The sequence below is a fragment of the Flavobacterium stagni genome, from assembly GCF_004122105.1.
Lineage (GTDB): Bacteria > Bacteroidota > Bacteroidia > Flavobacteriales > Flavobacteriaceae > Flavobacterium > Flavobacterium stagni.
The window spans coordinates 220,353-240,714 of sequence record NZ_SBKN01000003.1; the positions used below are offsets into that span (position 1 = coordinate 220,353).

The 20,362-nt window shown below is 36.3% G+C and carries 17 protein-coding genes; 8 read left to right on the forward strand and 9 right to left on the reverse strand.

The features are described 5' to 3' along the window. Positions 1-3: 3 nt before the first annotated feature. From EQG61_RS07020 to EQG61_RS07045, 6 genes are all read right to left on the reverse strand, one after another. Positions 4-2,688 (reverse strand): ATP-binding protein, encoded by a 2,685-nt coding sequence (locus EQG61_RS07020; RefSeq protein ID WP_129461208.1) that lies wholly within the window; start codon positions 2,686-2,688, stop codon positions 4-6. Continuing rightward, entirely contained in the window at positions 2,681-2,875 is a 195-nt protein-coding gene (locus EQG61_RS07025; RefSeq protein ID WP_129461209.1) for a hypothetical protein, read from the reverse strand. The genes EQG61_RS07020 and EQG61_RS07025 overlap by 8 nt, the downstream gene beginning before the upstream one ends. A 65-nt stretch (positions 2,876-2,940) precedes the next feature. Beyond that, on the reverse strand, positions 2,941-3,165 hold the full coding sequence (locus EQG61_RS07030) for a DUF6814 family protein (protein WP_129461210.1): 225 nt from the start codon (positions 3,163-3,165) through the stop codon (positions 2,941-2,943). 11 nt (positions 3,166-3,176) lie between these two features. Beyond that, positions 3,177-4,715, reverse strand: coding sequence for an MFS transporter (locus EQG61_RS07035; RefSeq protein ID WP_129461211.1), 1,539 nt, complete (start codon positions 4,713-4,715; stop codon positions 3,177-3,179). 20 nt (positions 4,716-4,735) lie between these two features. Continuing rightward, positions 4,736-6,112: a porin gene (locus EQG61_RS07040; RefSeq protein ID WP_129461212.1), complete on the reverse strand. Its 1,377-nt coding sequence runs from the start codon at positions 6,110-6,112 to the stop codon at positions 4,736-4,738. A gap of 98 nt (positions 6,113-6,210) precedes the next feature. After that, positions 6,211-6,630 carry an IS1/IS1595 family N-terminal zinc-binding domain-containing protein gene (locus EQG61_RS07045; protein WP_129461213.1) on the reverse strand — a complete coding sequence of 140 codons (420 nt, stop codon included), beginning with the start codon at positions 6,628-6,630 and terminating at the stop codon, positions 6,211-6,213. A gap of 300 nt (positions 6,631-6,930) precedes the next feature. Here EQG61_RS07045 and EQG61_RS07050 point away from each other — a divergent pair, with 300 nt between their 5' ends. Then, positions 6,931-8,193 (forward strand): hypothetical protein, encoded by a 1,263-nt coding sequence (locus tag EQG61_RS07050; protein WP_129461214.1) that lies wholly within the window; start codon positions 6,931-6,933, stop codon positions 8,191-8,193. Here EQG61_RS07050 and EQG61_RS07055 read toward each other — a convergent pair. From EQG61_RS07055 to EQG61_RS07065, 3 genes are all read right to left on the reverse strand, one after another. Further along, complete coding sequence (locus tag EQG61_RS07055) at positions 8,190-10,379, reverse strand: tetratricopeptide repeat-containing hybrid sensor histidine kinase/response regulator (protein WP_129461215.1); 2,190 nt, start codon at positions 10,377-10,379, stop codon at positions 8,190-8,192. The genes EQG61_RS07050 and EQG61_RS07055 overlap by 4 nt on opposite strands. A 223-nt stretch (positions 10,380-10,602) precedes the next feature. Continuing rightward, positions 10,603-11,829 carry an aromatic hydrocarbon degradation protein gene (locus EQG61_RS07060; protein ID WP_129461216.1) on the reverse strand — a complete coding sequence of 409 codons (1,227 nt, stop codon included), beginning with the start codon at positions 11,827-11,829 and terminating at the stop codon, positions 10,603-10,605. Beyond that, entirely contained in the window at positions 11,826-13,160 is a 1,335-nt protein-coding gene (locus EQG61_RS07065; protein WP_129461217.1) for a DUF4270 family protein, read from the reverse strand. Before EQG61_RS07065 ends, EQG61_RS07060 begins: the two co-directional genes overlap by 4 nt. A gap of 234 nt (positions 13,161-13,394) precedes the next feature. On the opposite strand from EQG61_RS07065, the gene EQG61_RS07070 reads away from it, so the two are divergent. The 7 genes from EQG61_RS07070 to EQG61_RS07100 all read left to right on the forward strand — a co-directional run bounded on the left by EQG61_RS07070 (position 13,395) and on the right by EQG61_RS07100 (position 20,358). Beyond that, positions 13,395-14,219 carry a hypothetical protein gene (locus EQG61_RS07070; protein ID WP_129461218.1) on the forward strand — a complete coding sequence of 275 codons (825 nt, stop codon included), beginning with the start codon at positions 13,395-13,397 and terminating at the stop codon, positions 14,217-14,219. Positions 14,220-14,234: 15 nt separating this feature from the next. Continuing rightward, on the forward strand, positions 14,235-15,230 hold the full coding sequence (locus tag EQG61_RS07075; RefSeq protein WP_129461219.1) for a Kelch repeat-containing protein: 996 nt from the start codon (positions 14,235-14,237) through the stop codon (positions 15,228-15,230). A 9-nt stretch (positions 15,231-15,239) separates the two neighbouring features. Further along, positions 15,240-15,542 carry a DUF4907 domain-containing protein gene (locus EQG61_RS07080; RefSeq protein ID WP_129461220.1) on the forward strand — a complete coding sequence of 101 codons (303 nt, stop codon included), beginning with the start codon at positions 15,240-15,242 and terminating at the stop codon, positions 15,540-15,542. Then, complete coding sequence (locus EQG61_RS07085; RefSeq protein ID WP_129461221.1) at positions 15,535-16,620, forward strand: sensor histidine kinase; 1,086 nt, start codon at positions 15,535-15,537, stop codon at positions 16,618-16,620. The genes EQG61_RS07080 and EQG61_RS07085 overlap by 8 nt, the downstream gene beginning before the upstream one ends. Before the next feature lies 1 nt (position 16,621). Then, positions 16,622-17,353 carry a LytR/AlgR family response regulator transcription factor gene (locus EQG61_RS07090; RefSeq protein WP_129461222.1) on the forward strand — a complete coding sequence of 244 codons (732 nt, stop codon included), beginning with the start codon at positions 16,622-16,624 and terminating at the stop codon, positions 17,351-17,353. Positions 17,354-17,462: 109 nt separating this feature from the next. Next, entirely contained in the window at positions 17,463-18,071 is a 609-nt protein-coding gene (locus EQG61_RS07095; protein WP_129461223.1) for a flavin reductase family protein, read from the forward strand. A 1-nt stretch (position 18,072) separates the two neighbouring features. Then, the gene (locus tag EQG61_RS07100; RefSeq protein WP_129461224.1) at positions 18,073-20,358 is read left to right on the forward strand and encodes an oxidoreductase; all 2,286 of its coding nucleotides are present in this window, start codon (positions 18,073-18,075) and stop codon (positions 20,356-20,358) included. Positions 20,359-20,362 lie beyond the last annotated feature (4 nt).

Here is a 20,362-nt window from a genome sequence, read left to right on the forward strand (position 1 = left end):
TTGCTATTTTTTGGGTAATGTAAAATTGAGACATGCGCCGCCGTTTGCGCCATTGGTTGCCCAAATTTTACCTTTATGTGTTTCTATTATTTGTTTACAAATGGCGAGTCCGAGTCCGCTGCCAATTGGTTTTTTGAAATTTTGATTGGTTGACTGGTAAAATTTATCAAAAATATTTTCGAAATCACCTTTGGTAATTCCTTTGCCGTTGTCTCTTACTTGGACTTCTATGAAATCCGCTTTATCGTGAACGGCAATGACAATCAATCCATCTTGCTCGGGGCAGAATTTAATCGCATTGGACACCAAATTGGTAACTACTTGGAAAATGCGATCTTCATCAAAAAGTGCTTTTGTATTTTCCTTGCCTTCAACATGAATCGAAATTTGCTTATTTGTCAGTAATTGTTGGAGCGGTTCAATCGCATTTTCAATGGTTTCCATAATACGATTTTCGGAGACATTGATTTTTTGTTTTCCCGTTTCGAATTTCTCCAAATCCAAAACCTTATCAATTAAACGATTCAAACGATCGGATTCAGATATAATGTTTTGCAAAAATTGTTTTCGAAGTTCTTCAGGGATTTCGTCGTCTTCGATTAAGATTTCACTCGCCGCACGAATGGCGGTAATAGGTGTTCGAATTTCGTGGGTCACCGTATCCAAAAACTCATCTTTTTGTTGGTCTTTTTGGATTAAGGAATCGTTAGCATCTTTAAGTTTTGCCGATAATTCTTGTAATTCCCGCGAAGTCTCGGTTAGTTTTTTATTGATGATAATATTCTCTTTGGATTCCTCTAAGATTTTCAACACTTCGGGTAACGTAATTTTTTCCTCTTTTACTACACTGGCGATTAGGATTCGGGCTGAAGCCGTTCCAATATGACCAGTCAAAAGATTCTCAGCAAATTTGATCAAACGGGCATCGGCCAATTCTTGATTTTTATCCACATTGTATTTGAGGTTAAAAATATTCATGGCTCGTCGGGTGCGTTCTTCTCCTAAGAAACGGATTAACACTTTTTCAATATCATTGCGATAGGCTGTTCCTTTCCAAATAAAGGCATTCTCATGGTTGGTAACATATTTGTTGATGTCGACAAACATTTCTGCATAATTGCGTTCTCGGTAATTTCCTTTAAAACTCACCGAAACTCCAAAATAGGTAATGAAATTGAAGAACAAACTCCAAAATAAAGCATGCGGAACCGGTTGCAAATAATCCAAACCAAACAATTGAAAAGGTTTGAGCAAATGCATCCCCATGAACCCTTCTGAAATCAAGGAATTGGCAGCATTGCTGGCACCTAAAGCATACGGAATTAATAAGGTGTATATACAAACGGCAAAACCAATGATTATTCCCCAAACTGCACCTAGGCGCGAACCTCTTCGCCAAAATAAAGCACCAAAAAATGCTGGCGCCAATTGAGCGATAATGACAAAAGCCACGAGTCCGATAGACACCAAGCTATAATCCAACCCAAAAAAGCGGTAAATAAAATAGGCCAAAATGATGAGAGAAAAAATCCCAATTCGGCGACTATTTAAAATTCGGGTACTATTAATGGTTTGCTCCTCCCCTTTGAGTTGACCAATAAAATTGTACGGAATTAATACGTTATTGGTGACCATAGTGGCTAATCCAATAGACGAAACGACAATCATGGAAATGGCTGCGGAGAATCCGCCCAAAAAAACCAATGCGGTTAATAGAACATTTTTAAAATGCATCGGAATCAACAAGGAATACGCATCCGAATTGACATCTTGGCCCTCAAACAAAATATTGCCACCCCAAGCAATGGGATAGACAAAAAGATTGAAAATCAAAAGGTACAAAGGAAAAAGCCAAACTGCGGTATTGATATGATTCTCACGGTTGTTTTCAATAACGGCCACTTGAAATTGACGCGGTAAAAGGAAAATTGCAAACATGGAAAGCACACAAAGCAATCCCCAATTAATAGCTTGAGGCAATCCACCAATGGTATTTCGTTTTACAAAGTCTGGGAGTTGAGATGCTTTTTCGTAAATATCACCAAAACCATTGAAAACACTGTAGGTAACATAGATTCCTATGATCACAAAGAAGACCAATTTGAGTACACTTTCTAATGCGACAGCAGTTACTATTCCTTTGCGTTTTTCGGATGCATCGACATAACGCGTTCCGTAATAGGAAGCAAATAGCGCTAAAGCAATGGCGATAAAAGTGGTATTGTCTTCAAAAATATTGGTACGAATGGGTGTGTTGGAAACAATATGAAATGTTTCGGCAATCGCTTTCAATTGTAACGCGATATAAGGAATAATTCCTGTCAAACAAATCACCGTAACCAAGGCTCCCAAGAAACGGCTATTCCCATAGCGAAGGGAGATAAAGTCGGCTACACTAGAGATTTTATTGATTCTTGAAATGCGAATGATTTTTCGCAAAATAATGATCCAAGTGGGTGCAATGATAACGGGGCCGAGATAGATAGGTAAATAGTTCAGTCCACTCTCTGCTGCCACACCAATGCTTCCGTAATAGGTCCATGCAGTACAATAAACCGCAAGTGATAAGGTATAGATATAAGGATTATTGGTCCATTTCGAATTGTCTTTCTTTTCGGCCCAATGGGCGATATAAAATAAGACACCCAAGTACAAAACCAATATGGCAATTAATACAATACTATTCATTGTAGCGGCGAACAATTAAAAGGGTGAGTAGTATTGCTAAAATCCATAAGGAGAAAAAATACACATAAATCAACGGAAAACCGCCCATATTTTGTGCGGAATCAAATAGCAAAACCAAGGGAAGGTTGAATCCCATCCAGAGGATTAAGGCTATGATGATTAGTTTCTGTTGGTGTCTTTTTTTCATGTTTTTTATAAAAACACCCAAAGCCCTTAGGATATAAGAGCTTTGGATTATTTTAGTATTGTCTATTAATCATAATCTTCATCGTATTCGCTGGTAATACAATAGTAACCAAAGAGGCCTAAACCCGATACTACCAAAGGTAATAAAATAAAGAAGATAATAATCCCGAAAACCAGGTCATCCTGTTTACCGGAGGATAATTTTCCACCAAAAATGGAGATACAAAAGTAGGACACTACTGCGGCGAGCAAAATCCAAATAAATCCTAGAAATTTCTTTAATGCATTCATAATCCTATATATTATTCGTGAAGCGTATTAATTTTTTTGTCGATATAAATGACCCCGATGACAAAACAAACGGCGGCAATAATGATAGGATACCATAATCCTTCCAAATAGAATTCTGTATCACCAGCGTCTTTCGCGGTTGTAACCAGATAGGTTGAAATGGCAGGAAGTAATCCACCAAAGATACCGTTACCCACGTGATACGGTAAGGACATGGACGTGTAGCGAATTTTCACTGGGAACATTTCTACTAAGAAAGCAGCAATCGGACCGTATACCATGGTTACAAATATCACCTGAATGAACACTAAGAAAACCAACATCCAACGATCACTATCATTGATTTTTTTCGTGATTTTGGTTTCCACTTTGTCTTTTCCTTTATCATCGACCATCACTTTACCGGCCTCCATGTGGATGGTTTTGATTTCTTCCACAGTAGTTCCATCGGTATACGCTTTGTTGGTCGTGTAAATCGAATCAATTTTTGTACCTTCAATTTCTTTCATAGAAGGAACTGTTGTTGTTTTTTCAACAATTTCCGTTTTCTTGGTTAAATCAGTTGTATTATACATCGCACGATAAATCGGACGGTAAGAGATAATCGCAATCAACATCCCTAACATCATGATGTTTTTACGTCCAATTTTATCACTTAATTTACCAAAAACCACAAAGAATGGTGTACCTAAAACAAGTGCAATTCCCAAAAGCGTATCGACTTGTGAAGCATCGATATTTTGTACTGTTTTCAAGAAGTTCATCGCGTAGAACTGCCCCGTATACCATACTACCCCTTGTCCCATAGTCGCTCCAAATAAAGCCAACAAGACAAATTTGAGGTTGTATTTATGTCCAAAAGATTCTTTTAACGGATTTGAAGCGGTTTTACCTTCTGCTTTCGCTTTGGCAAAAACAGGAGATTCATGCATTCCTTTGCGGATATAATACGATACAACAACCATTAAGATTGAAACCCAAAATGGAACTCTCCATCCCCAGTCTTCAAATGCTTCTTTGGTCATCATTTGTTTCGTGATCAAAATTACCATTAACGAAACAAATAAACCAACCGTAGCCGTAGTTTGAATCCAGGATGTCCAATACCCACGCTCGCCTTTAGGAGCATGTTCGGCCACATAAGTAGCGGCTCCTCCGTATTCGCCACCTAAGGCTAAACCTTGTAATAATCGGAGTACCAAGACTAATAAAGGAGCCATAAATCCGATGGTTTCATAACTCGGAATACACCCAATCAAGAAGGTAGCACCTCCCATCAACATTAAGGTTACCATGAACGTATACTTACGTCCGATTAAATCGCCCAAACGTCCGAAGAACAAAGCTCCGAAGGGACGAACTACAAATCCGGCAGCAAAAGTGGCCAGTGTTGATAAGAAAGCGGCAGTTGGATTATCCGCTGGGAAGAATTTGGTTGAAATAACAACCGCTAAACTTCCGAAGATGTAAAAATCGTACCACTCGATCATGGTACCCATAGAGGAAGCAGAAATTACTTTCCAAATCCCTTTTGATGATTCTTTGCTCATAGTTCAGTTGGTTAAAAAGTTTATAAATAAATCTGTAATTGTACTAGGAATTCACCCTTGTAAGAGTCGATTTTATCAACTGCAGTATACACGGGTCGAGTTGAATATTGTGCGGTAATTTTAGCATGGTGTCCGTCCAAAAAGAAATTAGTTCCAATATCATATTGTCCACTTGCTTTTTTCAAAGCATCAAAGTTTTTGTGTGTATAAGCTGCAAAAGGTTGAATACGAACTTTAGGTTTTTCCGCTTTATTTGGAATTAAATACCCTGCTTGGGTGTACCATATTGAACCTGTTCCCACCATAGGTTGAAGGTTACCAGGACCTGCTAAAGCACGTGTTCCAGTGAAGTTGGTATCATTAACCCCTTCATTCATGATTCCTATGTTACGTAAGTAATTCGGTCCAAAATTATAATCATAGTAAACACTGTAAGCTGTAATCGCTGCTTTTTTAGCTTTATCACCAACAGGTAAATCTAAAAATATGTCACCCGAAAATAAGTTGATGTCATGGCGTTCCGTTACACCATTTACTGAAGTTTTAGTACCGCTGGGTGCAGTGTAGAAACCGGCTCCAATATTAAACACTTTTTTGGTTCCTAAATAACTTCCTACCTTGAATGGTAATAGATTGGATTCTTTATCGAAAATTTGGTATTCAAAATAACCTGCTTTTGACCAACGTGCATTGTTGTTGTTATCTACCGCTACTGCTGCATTGGCATCAGTAGTATTTACGGGAGTTACGTTGGTTGCAAATGGTTTATTAATACTCATTCGATACTCAAGTCGATTGTATTTACCCTTAACAAAAAGTCCCATTTGACGGGCAAACTGATCTGAATTTTCAATTAATGGCCAGTTGAAAATTGGCGCATCAATAGTCAAATAGTTTAAAGTTGACGACATAGTCATACGGGAAAGTCCCATATAATAATGCAACCCCGCCCCTACAGACAAACTGAAAGGTTTGTTTTCTTTTGGTAAAACGACTGCATATTCATTCCATGCATCGTGAAAGAAAAGGCCGGGTTTTTTTCCTGCACCGTAACCGCCAGTGTTTTGCGAACCTGCGGCTCCACCATTAATAAAAGTTTGATTGTTAATTCCGATATGAGTCACAATCATGTAGCGCGGTGAAATTTGAGCATAAGCTAACAAACGCAAACGACGTAATCCAATATCTTCTTGTTTAGTAGCCCCTTGATCACCAATCATGGTTCCAGGGTTCAGATCGGTTGAACGTGCCCAAATTTGGTTCCATGCTATAAAACGCATGTATTTGGTACCTTCAGAATTTAAATTGAATTTCATTCCCCCACCATAATCAGGTGAACCTTGAGCGAATGAAAAAGCTGTACTTAAAAGTGCAGCCCAAACAATTCCTTTTTTCATAATTTAAAATTTGGTTAGTAATACATTTTTGCTTGACCAAATTCTAAAATTTTGTTAATGAAAAAAATATCTATATATATTTATGTAAATAATATAGTTTAATCTTTAAAACGCTCCCATTTTATAAGCATGAACTTATCTCCCAGTTCGGTAATAATCATACCCGCTCCTTTTAATTGATCTTTGTTTTTTAGGAATTCTACTAACTCTAAGTGGTTATAAATCTTATAAGTGGGATGGTAATCGGTGTGATTGGGTTTTGTCACTTTAAATTCTTTTACCCAATTACTGACCGTCACATGGGAAACCCCGATAATACGCTCAATTTCCCGAAAACTTAAACCTTCCAAGTATAATTGTAACGCCTTCGTAACATAGTAGCTATCGATCTTTTTTCCTAATTTATTAACGGTAAAGTAATAATTGCAAGATTTGCATAAATACCGCTGTCTATCTTTGATTACCCCACTTTTTACTATGGTTGTATTTTGACATTTGGGACATGAAGGAATTTCCATATATATAAATTTTGCATAAATATACTAATTTAGCAATTATACAAAAATAATATTCAAAAAAAAATCAACTTATTTTTTAAGTATATCTATTTTTTGACTTAAAACATTGCGAATATCTCTACAAATACTGCAATACATCCCATTGACATTAAGAATTAATGCAGATGTTTTCAGAAAATAATGCTTTAAATAATAAAATTGTATCCATTCGAAAAGTAATAGGGTTTTCAATTTTACAACAAAAAGGTATTATAATCCTTATAATCAATTTGTTATATTTACAATTCTAAACAATCAAAAATGCAAAAATTTCTTACTCGCTTTGCTTTGTGTTATTTTGTAGGCACTACTGCACCTTGGTTTTGGTTTGAATTACCTCCATTCACCTATTTAGGTTCTGCCGTAAGTTGGTTCTTTGAACAAGTCACCACGTTTTTTAATACGCACCTTTGGCATGTAAAATCCGTTTTAAACCGTGATGGTGGCGGTAGTGGTGACACCAGTTATGCTTGGGCCGAGTATTTTACCATCGTATTATGTAGTTTTCTAATTGCCGTGGTTTGGGGATTTTTTGAAAAGTCTTCTCATGAGAATCGAATGTATTGGACCCGAACGTTGGTTCGGTATTTTATTGCATTCAATGCACTATCGTATGGGATAATTAAAATTTTTGGTTTGCAAATGCCGGAACCCTCATTAAGTCGGTATGCCACCTACTTTGGAGATTTATTACCGATGCGTTTGGCCTGGTCTTTCATAGGCGTTTCGTATCCCTATGAATTTTTTACAGGTTTCATTGAGTTAGTTGTAGGTTTACTTCTTCTTTGGAGAAGAACAATTTCCTTGGGGGTATTTATCGGTTTAGGGGTATTTCTGCATGTGTTTATGATGAATGTGTGTTACGACATTCCCGTTAAACTATTTTCATTTCAATTAGTAATAGGATGCCTCTATTTGATTTATTTGGAACGTCACAAGTTTTTAGGCTTTTTCTTTTATCAAAAAGCGAATACTGTGGAATCCATTTACCAACCCTATTTTAAATCAAAATTACTACGTGTAGGTCGTCTCATCTTTAAATCCTTTTTTATACTCTATGTGATTGGTGGAAGTGTATTTTTAAATTTAAGTTGGATTGAAGAAGATAAGGCTAAAGCGAATCGGCCCCATTTCAAAGAGGATATTTATAAAATTGAAACCTACATTGTTAATAGCGATACTATTTCAACGAAATCATTTACCAAAATGGATTGGAATGATTTTATATTTGAAAAAGGTGGTGTTGGGAGTATTCAATCGAAAGATTCCTCTCTTTTTAAACATCGTTATGGACGGGTGTATTTTGATTATATTTTAATTACCAAGAACAAAACGGTTGAATTTCGAAAAACAGCAATTGATTCGGTCCCCGTTTTCGTCTTAAATTATGAAGAAACAAAAAACACGCTGATTTTAAATGGAATAATAAATAACAAAAAAGTGTATTGGAAACTTAAAAATACCCATTCTCATTTTCCATTACAAGACAAACCCTTCCATTGGATTTCTGAGGCCAACCGTTAGATTGATTTCACAAGTACCTGTTTTAATCGATCGACCTCTAGGGGTTTGTATAAAAATCCGGTGAATAATTCTTGGTATTCTGTATTGTCTTTTGCAGAAACGTCTGCTGTAAGTCCGAATATTGGCGTTTCTTGATTCAAATTTTGGGTTTTTCGGATATACCTAGCGGCTTCAAAACCATCCATTTCAGGCATATGAATATCCATCAAAATAAAATCATAAATTTTTTTATTGGATTCCATCACGGCTTCTTTTCCATTCATGACATGAAATACGGAGAATCCCCATTTGGATAAGAGTTTGTCGGCAATCATTGCATTGATGGAATTGTCTTCGACCAATAAAATTGATTTTCCATCAAAATCTACGGTTTGAGTTTTATAATTAATCTCACAGGATTGTAATGATTTTTTAAGAGGGATGGAAAAGTAAAATATACTCCCTTTGCCGTATTCACTACTAACTTGAATTGAACCACCATACAATGCTACCAGATTTTTCACAATGGCCAATCCCAATCCTGTGCCGCCCGCTTTTCGGGTTCGTGTATTTTTAACTTGGGTAAAACTTTCAAATACTTGATGCAATTTATGGGATTCAATACCTTCCCCTGTATCACTGATTTCAAAATATAAAGTATCCACTTTGTCCGCTATTTCAGCTAATTCCACTTTCAATTTTACCGTTCCTTTTTCAGTGAATTTGATGGCATTATTCACCAAATTCCCTACAATTTGAGTCAATTTAGTGGCGTCAATCTCATAGGAAGTCATAATGTTTTCATCCAAGTCCAATACCAAATTTATAGCTTTGTCTTCGGCCATCGGATAATAGGTTTGATGTAGATTTTGCATTAACTCACACAGATCACAATCGTGTAAATCCAACTCTACTTTTCCCATATCCAATTTGGTAAAGTCGAGAATGTCATTAATGACCATCATCAAGTGATTGGCAGAAAACTTCAGGGGTTCCAACATGGGGTTACTACTTAATTCATGCTCTTCACCCAACATATTAATGATGGTAGTAATGGCGTTAAGGGGCGTCCGAATTTCATGACTCATGGTGGAAAGGAATTCTTGACGAACACGAGCCGCTTCCTCTACCCGATTGTTTCGCTCGATCATTTCGGCGCGTTCGCGTTGCAATTCAGCTTCGCGTTCCATGGTTTTCATTTTGACTAAAATGTCGTATTTATCGATTACTTTCAGCGTTTCCGTATTTAAAACCGCTTCTTTTTCTCGCATAAAATATTCTAAATAGTTCAAAGCTTTGGAAATATCACCTTCAGATTTATAAATCTTATAATAGAGATAATAACACTTAAATCGAACTAATGTAATGTTATGTTTATCAATAATAGCAAAGGCCAAATCCAAGGTTCGCTTGGCCATTTCCATATTGTTTGTGCTGTAATATAACTTAGATAATTTATGATACGCCATTGATAAACCCATCTTTTCCCCCATGCGCGTGTGAATTTCAATGGACTTATGGAAGAGATTTTCGGCAGATTCAAATTGTTTTTGGGCTGCTAATACTTTTGCTTTACCATATAAGGCAAAAGCCAATCCGCGAATATCATCGGCTTTATTTTTCATGATAATCGAAGCTTCAATATAAGCGTCCGCTTTTTCTAAATCATTTTGTTTAATCCAAATACTGGATAAATTAGTTAAAGCATTGGATTCGAGCTTGATGTCATTTATTTTTCGCGCGGCTTCAATCGCATTTTCATAGGATTCTACGGCCTTTTCAATATCTTCAAAATACTCATAAATAGTGCCCAAGGTTTTTTCACAACGAGAAATATTATGGTAATCATCGTGTTTTTTATAAATACCCAAAGCATCCACTAAATAAACTAGTCCTAAATGATAGTTATTGGTTTTATACATTACACCTGCGATGGCATACTTCGCATCTGCAATTCCACGATCGTCTTCTAATTCTTGATATAATTCAATGCTAATGTTCGCATATTCCGTGCAAGTATCATTATCTCCTTTAATCATATGAAAAAGAGATAAATGGGAATACGATTTCGCAATAAGTTCTTTGCGATGATGAAATTGGGCGAGTTGAAGGGCTTCGTTCGCCAATTGGATACTTTGTTCCAAATTGTTAATGCGAGAAACATACGACTCGTCCAGTAGTTTGAGAATACCAGAGCGAATTTCCATGGTTGATTGTTTGGGTTTGTTAAAAGTAACAATAATAGAGCATCAATGATGTAATTTGTTTATAATTAATCATTTCTACTAATTTGAATTACTTTAATTCAATGTAAAAGTATAAACAATCAAGCTGTATATTACCCTACTGTAAAAAAAAACGGATGAGACAACAGCCTCATCCGAAAAGAAACCTAAAATTCCTTTATTGTAAAAACAGAAACAAACATGATTAATCATATTTTCTTTTAGCAAACCAAAATGCATTATAGCTCAAATTGATGCCTATTTTGTGATAGTTTTCACGGATTAGATTATTTTCAACCGTTCCTTTTATTCCATACGAATACGTAATATTTAATTTGGTTTTTGTTCGTTCCAAAGGAATTCCTAATCCAATACTTAAAGCATAATTTCGAATAGGCTGATTATTTACAAGTAGGTATCCTGAATCATATTTCAAGCCAGCACTGTAGGTTAAATGCCAAGAATTTCGATTGGGTTCGGTTTTCTGATACGTCAACCCCATAGCCACTATATCTTGTGCTTTGAATTGACCATAACTGGAGTTATTTGAACTATAATCCCAAAATGAACGGGAATAATCCAAGGTGAAATTCCAATCTTTTTTGACCTCATACTGCAGACCTGTACCTGTAGATAAAGGGAAATAAAATTTAGCTACATTTTCGTTTTCATTCGTAAGTATTTCGGTGGTTTCACTGCTGTCAGTCGAACTAATACTCCGGTATTTAGCTGCTTTCATTTGTGTTGGAAATTGTATTGTATTTCCAATAGTGAGTTTTTGATTTATTCGCCATTGTGAACCTAATTTAAATTGAAAACCATGATAATTTCCTGATGTTGAAAAAGTAGAAACGGAATTGGATATTTGATAGATATCATTGGTTTCAATATTTCCAAATAATAAACTACATGTTACTCCCCAACTCCATTTATCAGTTTGTCTTTTACCGAAAGATGCCTCCATCTTTGATATTCCTCCAGTATTATTGTAATAATACAAATACGACTCATCACTATTGCCAATATCCATTTCATATTTATTTATTTGAAAACGGGTATTTGTATAAGGCATTAACGCTAGCGAAAAACCCGACTTCTTCCCCAAAGGAAAACCTAGACTAACATGTGAAAATTGAACATTATTGCGTTTGCTTTCACTTTGAAAATCTTTGGCTATAGTTTGGTAGGCATTTCCACCTAATTCGAAGAAAAAATCATTTCTACTCATTTCACTTAAGGATGCTGGATTTAGGTTATTTATAAAGTTTTTCGAACTCAATGCAATTCCTGAACCAGCCGTTGACGGAATAGAACCAAAATCAGTTTCATAAAAACTTCCCAAACCAAATTGAGAGTAACTCGAACTGCTAACGCTTTGCGCCCAGATACTTTGCACACTTAAGTACACTCCTATTATAATCAATCGCTTCATTTGTATGGTAAATAATACACTTTTAAAATTATTCGGTCTTCACTATTGTTCTGACCACCAATAGCAATTCGATTCACTGTTTTTTGATAATCGGGTAATGTAATTATTAATGAGTACGGATTATTTCCATCTTTACTCAATTCTTTATTTAAAAAAGTTCCAATAGAAAAGGTATAATAAACATTATCCCCAAATTCGTTACTCACATCATTCAATTGCCCGAGTAAATCGTCACCGGTAGCCGTGTATAATTTTGAATTGATTCTGTTTAAATGATCAGCACTGTAAATGCGTAAAGAGTCTTTCAGTGGATATTGCTTGTTGTGGGAGGTTCGAATAGGTTTCAAAATCAACTTGGCATCCACAATTATTCCTTTATGGTCAATAGAATACAAACTCTTTAAATAAGGAAAATCAATTCGGCAAGCCAATCCCGTTCCAGATTGAATAAAGGCTGCGTTATTAGTTAATGTACTATTCAAATAAGAATTTGAATTGGGTAAATTTTGGAGCACTGTTCCTGTTCGATCAAGAGAAATTCGATTAAATTGTTTAGCAACATCAGTAATAGCAAAATCTTTAGTTAAGTTATCATTCTCATCAGAATCGTCATTGATAGAATAATATAAACGTAGAACAGAAGAAGTGTTGTATCCACAAACCGATGCTGGAAGCAACGACTCATCCGCTTGAATAACTAACCCTTTAAAGTAATCATGAAATTGATTGATATCACCAAACTCAAAATTTTTCAATTTTAAAAAAACATCTTGACCAAAAGTATCATTCAAGCGAATGGACAATGAATCATTTTCCTTTGGACGGGGATAAAAACTTTTATTTCCTATGGCTGAGGGGTCATAGTTTAGGGTACTGGTATTGTAAAAAGCGGTAGTTGTCTCTGCCGGTGATTTTACTTTTTGTGTAAGTTTAAAAACCTGTAATCGTTGTAATTGAGTTGTATCTCCATAATAATAGCGATCATTTTTTAAAATAAGTACAATGGAATCAAACACATAATTTGGGGTGTAAGTATCTGAATCGCTTGAGCCTAACTTTAAGCTGGTTGGTGAAAATTCGAAATAGCTTTGTGATCGCACTTTGCCGTATATAGGATCGGTGTACCCTCCAATCAGTAATCGACTGGTTGAGGATGTTTGTAATGAATCAAAATTAATTGTTGAAACCCTGACACTGAGAGTGTCCAACATGACAATTTTATCATTAATCTGCATCACGCCTGTTCCAGTTTCTGAAATTTCATCTAAAACATCCGAATCACAAGCAATACATCCAAGAATGATAATGAAAACCCATAACATTTTTTTCATACAGTCTGTTTTTTACCAAATGTAATGGCAGGTAAGTTTCAGCATAAAATTTATTATACCAATTACAGAAATTAATCTACGAAATTGACTATTCAATCGATAATCCATTTTGAGAGGACATTATGCCCTTTAATCGATATAATATCTGGTTCTATCGATTATTTTTTCTGGTTGATATAACTTATTTTCAAGGTCAGAAATCCCGATTTACTTTTGGTTCAATCGAAATAATAGATGAAAAAAAAAGTAATTCAATTTCTCATATTGGGGAATATTTTTGCACAAGCGCAAACCAAAATGTCGGCTACTTTTCAGGGTAGTTATGATTGGGGTAAAAAATTCGCTTTAACTAATTGTCAAGGCACGTATTTAACGGAATTGCATTGGTTACCACGAGTTAAAACTTCATTTGAATTGGGATTTGAATACAGTCAACCTCAATTTCGTTCGTATACTTTATCGAGTATGGAACTAGATATCTTTCGGAAATCCATAAACCTACTAGGGATACAATATGAAAAACAAAATTGGGAATTGTCTGCCCGTATCCAACCTGAATGGAGTTCCTACAACAATTCAGGGATGCGTTGGAATCAGTTATTAGGTGGGGTTGCTATCAAATTTAAATTTTTAAAATCCAACCAACTCCAACTTGGTATTCAAAAATCAACGCTTTGGGGTGCTGCAAAATGGTATCCTCAAATTGCGTGGTTAGGTCATCAAGGACATTGGAAATGGGAAATCGGATTTCCCAAAACAAAACTTACCTTTTATGATGTAATTAACCGATGGGAAATCATAGCACAACAAAATGGTTCCCGATTTAAATCAACGAAAGACGATGCGAATGGAATAATTCATGGCGACTATTTTTCCTATTCAAGTACCGCTGTAAAAGGAAGTTTTCAACATCAATTTGACCGTTATTTTTCTGTAGAGTTACATGCAGGATATCTTTTTAGTCAAACATTTTCAACATGGAATGCATCTTCTGAATCAACCCAATTGGTTAAAGAAAATGGATTAACAACAGGAGTAAGTATAAAATTTAAATATTAACAAAAACAATCAATCATGATTAGATGTAAAAAGAATGTAATTTCATTATTAGTAGTTGGAATCGCCCTTGTGGGATGTAACAATGATGATAACGACGATGAATTATATGGTAATTGGGTTAGTCGATCCGCTTTTGATGGGGTTGCACGAACAGGTTCCGTAGGAATTGTTATTGATAATTATGCCTTTGTAGGAACAGGATATAATGGAGATGAATACCTTAATGACTGGTGGATTTATGATTCAGAGAATGATTTTTGGGAACAAAAAGCAGATTTCATAGGATCGAAACGAACTTCGGCTTCAGCATTTGCAATTAATGGCAAAGGTTATGTAGGATTGGGTTACGATGGTACAAATAAATTAAAAGACTTTTATGAATACAATCCGGAAACCAATATATGGATTCAAAAAGCTGATTTTGCAGGAACTGCACGATACGGAGCCGTAGGTTTTCAAGTGGCTAATACGGGCTATATGGGCACTGGATATGATGGGAATTATTTAAAAGATTTTTACAAGTATAATCCAACAACAGATACTTGGACAGTTTCGAACGGTTTTGGTGGAAACAAACGAAGAAATGCAACAGTATTTACAATTGGAGATAAAGCCTATTTAGGCACTGGCTTAAACAACAGTGTTGCACAAATCGACTTTTGGGAGTTTGATGGATCAACAGAAATATGGACACAAAAAAGGGATATAAATAATGGAGATGATGGCGAGTATAATGCTGATTATTCAATCATTAGAGGGAATGCATGTAGCTTTTCTATCAATGGTAAAGGATATATTACTTGTGGGGGTAATGGAACATCAACATGGGAGTATAACCCTTCAACCGACTTATGGGAACAGGTTACAGGTCTTGAGTCTTCTGGTAGAAATGATGCCGTGGGATTAACAATAAATAATCGTGGATTTGTATTGTTAGGAAGAAATGGTACTTCTTATTATGATGATGTATGGGAATTTTTGCCTGGTGTGACTCAAATAGATAATGATTAGAATTAACAAATGAAAAATCAATTCATCGTAGTCTTAATAATAGTTTGTCTAATAGGCTGTCGAAAAGAACCTCAATTTTCGACAGCCACATTTCAAACACGTAATGGATGGGGCTATACCATTGCAATCAATAAAAAGGTAGTAATCAAACAATCAATTATTCCAACAGTTGTTGGAAACCAATCTTTTGTAACGAAAAAGGAAGCCTTGAAAACTGCTGCAGTAGTTTTAAGAAAACTTAAACGTTTTGGTAACCCTACGCTAACAAAAAATGAAATAGATTCGCTTCAGATCACCTACCAACATGAATAAACAATCAAGAAGTTTAGTAAACAAAGACTTTATTCTCCATGGAACACTATGGGTAATCATAAGTCTACTTCTGGGGTTACCGAATTATTTAAACCAACATTTTTCGTTGGGAATTTTTATTGCAGAATGGATAACCTATGTAGTACTCTTTTATTTTAACTACTTATTTCTTGTCCCAAAATTTCTTTTAAAAGGGAAATACCTCTTTCATTTTATCCTCTTATTGGGGTTAATTGTTTTCTTTACTGAAGTGCGAATTCATTTTTTTTTGGATGATTTAAAATTGATGCGTCCACCTCATTCTGTTATTGTTGAAGGAAAGAAAATACTGCTTCAACCCATGAAACAACCTCCTGGACCTCCTTTTTTTTTAAATGTTGCCATGTCATTTTCGTACATATTTATTGTCTTGATAAGTACAATTATTAAAGTCTTGTACGAATACAATCATAACTTTCAAAATCGATTATTAGCAGAAACAGAGCGTAAATCCGCTGAATTAAATTACTTACGGAAACAAACAAATCCTCATTTTTTATTTAATAGCTTAAATAGCATTTATTCTTTAGCAATAAAAAAATCAGACCAAGTCGGTGATGCTATTGTTACACTTTCAGAGTTGATGCGTTATATGCTCTATGAAACTGATCAACGAGTGGTTCCATTAGAGAAAGAAATTAATTACATTGTTAATTACATCGAATTGCAAAAACTACGGATTCACGATATCGAAAATATTCGAGTGAATATTTATGGGGATTTAAAAGAAAAAATGATTGAACCATTATTATTAATTTCATTTATCGAAAATGCTTTTAAATACGGTACCGATTACAAAGGGAAAACCGATGTGCGATTGAAAATTACTGTACAAGAATCCCTCTTGGAATTTTACATTGAAAATAAAATAAGTCGACACACAGAAGATCCTGTTCACTCTGGGATTGGAGTCCAAAATATTAAATCTCGATTAGAATTATTGTATCCAAAATCACATGAACTTACTATTATCCATGTAGATGGGAAATATCAGGTTCATTTAAAATTAAATTTAGAAGAAAATAATCCCTCTTATTAATATGAAATGTATTATAGTTGATGATGAACCCCTAGCTGTAGATTTGTTGGTCGATTTTTGTGAAAAAATGGAAATATTGTCCTTGGTTAAAACATTCAATAATGCAATAGATGCTATTTCTTTTGTTAATCAAAATAAAATTGATCTCATTTTTTTGGATATCGAAATGCCCCAATTTACAGGTATGGATTTTATCAATACATTGGAATCAAAACCGATGATTATTTTTACGACGGCCTATTCCAATTATGCGGTAGAAGGTTTTGATAATGGGGCACTGGATTACTTACTTAAACCCATTCCATTCAGCAGGTTTGTAAAGGCCGTTTTACGAGCCGAACAACAATTTAAACTGGTACAAAATAATCCTTCAGCACAAACAGAAGCACCACTTTTAGTTCAAGAAGAGGAGGCAAATTTTATGTTTATTAAGGTAGGATATGAAACGATGAAAATTGATTTCAAGGATATTCTTTTTATTGAAGGCCTCAAAGATTATGTCAAAATAATTTTCACGAATAATACCAATGTATTATCCTTAATGAGCATGTCAAAACTTGAAACTACTCTTGAAAATAAAGGATTTTGTCGAATCCATCGTTCGTATATTGTCAATCTAAAGAGCATTCAATCCATTCAGCGAAATCGAATTTTAATCGCTGACAAAAGGTTGCCTGTTAGTGATACATATCGGGAATCTTTTTTTAAAACAATACAATTAAAACAGCGATAAAGTAAAGGGAATCAACTCGTTTAAAAAGTACATTTATCCATAAAAATATTACTTTATACACTCTTTTTTTTATGGATATTTTATCTATATTGTGTCAAAATTAAACACAATGCAATTTGATCCTGAAAATCTGGAACAATCCGCAATTTACAAGCTGTTAACGGGTACCATTATCCCTAGACCCATTGGTTGGATTTCTACCGTTGATGCTAATGGTGTGAACAATCTCGCTCCATTTTCTTATTTCAATCTTTTAGGTGATGATCCACCCCATGTGATGTTCTCCACCCGAAGGGATAACAATTCCAACAAAGACACGCTCAATAATGTCTTAACCACAAAGCAATTTGTGGTGAATATGGTGACCGAAGCGGTGGTCGAACAAATGAATGCAACGTCGGATAAATTGCCACCCGAAGTAGATGAATTTGTTCATGCCGGACTCACTCCCATTCCTTCCCTTAAAATTAAACCCATGCGGGTTAAAGAGAGTCCGATTCACCTCGAATGTGAACTCGTACATCATTACTTTTTGGAAGGACATCAACAAGGGGGTGCTTGTGTACTTATAGGTCGTGTTATTATGATGCATTATGATGATGCTGTCCTGCTTGATAACTACAAAATTAATCTCGAGAACTACAAACCCGTGGCCCGACTAGCAGGAGCAAACTATTCTAAATTAGGTGAACAATTTGCCATAAAACGAAATTCTTAACATGAAGATTACAGTAATCGGGGGCGGCCCCGGCGGTTTATATTTTTCAATTCTAACCAAGAAAGCATTACCCCATTGTGAAATTGATATTTACGAACGCAACCGTCCCGATGATAGCTTCGGATTTGGTGTCGTTTTTTCCGATGAAACCTTGGGCGAATTCCTAAAACGGGATATGGAATCCTATGAGTTGATTCGCTCCAATTTTGCCTATTGGGACGATATCATCATTGCGCGTGACGGACAAGAAGTGAGTATCGCGGGCAACGGATTTTGCGGCTGTTCCCGAAAAACTTTATTGAAACTATTACACCAACGTTGTACCGAAGAAGGCATACGTTTGCATTTTGAACAAAATGTAGACGATTTATCCCAATTTGCAGATTCAGATATTATTTTGGCTTCCGACGGAATTGGAAGCGCGATTCGATCGCAATATGCAGCAGAATTTGGGACGCAAATCGAACTCAAGAGCAACCGCTTTGTGTGGCTCGGTTCGACCAAACCACTCGATGCTTTCACCTATTTCTTCCGCTCTACGCCGCACGGAACCATAGTCGCGCATTCCTACCAATACGAGCCTGGAATGAGTACGTGGATTTTTGAATGTTCCAACGACACCTGGGAAAAACATGGTTTTGAAGTGACCAACGAAGCAGATACCATTGCCAAAATCGAAGCCCTATTCAAAGAAGAACTCGACGGTCATGGCTTGATTTCGAATAAATCGCACTGGCGGCAGTTTCCCCATGTGACTAATAAAAAATGGTTTCACAACAACATTGTACTGTTAGGCGATGCGAAAGCTACGGCCCACTACTCTATCGGTTCAGGGACGAAATTGGCTATGGATTGTGCCATCGGACTTTCTGATGCCGTTATTGCAAATCCAAATAACGTGCAAGCCGCTTTTCAGCAGTACGAGCAGTCGCGTCGTAATACGGTCGAAATGATTCAATATGCGGCAACGGTCTCCTTGGATTGGTTTGAAAACATGGATCGTCACATGCAGCATCCCTTCTACCAATTCGCTTTTGGTTGCATGACGCGTTCGAAAAAAGTGACTTTTGAAAACTTAATGATGCGCGACAAATCGTTTACCGATAAGGTTTTGGCCGAATTTAATGGCAACCAGGAAGCCAAACCCGCTGCTTTTCACGACTTCAAACTCCGTGATTTAGAACTCCCAAATCGAATCGTTATGGCGCCCATGGGACAATATCGCGCTGAAAATGGCGAAGTCAATGAATGGCATTTTCAACATTACATCTCGCGCGCTATAGGCGGTGTCGGACTCCTTTTAACCGAAATGACGGCGGTTTCTGAAACAGGTCGTATCACTTTAGGTTGTGCAGGTTTATACACTCAAAACCAAATAGATAAATGGAAACGAATTACAGACTTTATTCATCAAAATACCGCTACCAAAATTGGTGTTCAATTGGGGCACTCCGGACCCAAAGGCGCGACCAAACGACCAAGTGAAGGAATCAACCAACCGATAGAAAATCCCTGGGAATTGACCGCAGCTTCAGCTATTCCTTTTGCAGAAGGAATGCCTGCCCCAAAAAGCATGACTATCGCTGACATGGATGCGGTAACAGCACAATTTGTACAAGCTACCCAAAATGCTGAGGCAGCAGGATTTGATCTTGTCGAACTCCAAGCCCATCATGGATTTTTGTTAGCTTCTTTCCTTTCACCCTTAACCAATCAACGAACCGATGAGTTTGGTGGTAGTATAGAAAACCGCTTAAAGTTCCCGCTTCGCATATTTAAAGCTATGCGTGCCGTTTTTCCAAAAGAAAAACCCATGTCGGTTCGCATCTCCGCTTGCGATTGGGCCGAAGGTGGAATCACCGAAAATGAAGTACTTATTATTACTAATGCCTTTAAAGAAGCAGGCGCCGATTGCATCAATGTTTCTACCGGAAATACCGTAAGTCATCAAAAACCACTGGTCGGACGTATGTGGCAAACCCCATTTTCGGATGCCATTCGCAATACGGTTCACATTCCGACCATTACCGCAGGCTATATCCAAAATATCGACCAAATCAATACCATTTTATTGAATGGACGTACCGATCTAGTGGCGTTGGGTCGACCTTTATTGTTGGATCCGTATTTTGTGCGTAATGCGCAAGCCTATGAGAATTTCCGCCCAACCGATATCCCCGACTCCTATTTTGCCGGAACCTCGCATTTGTATCCCTATCAAGCGGCCGAACGCAAACAAATGGAATCGATGAAGAAGGCTTTAAAACCGAAGAGTAATAAAAAATAAACTG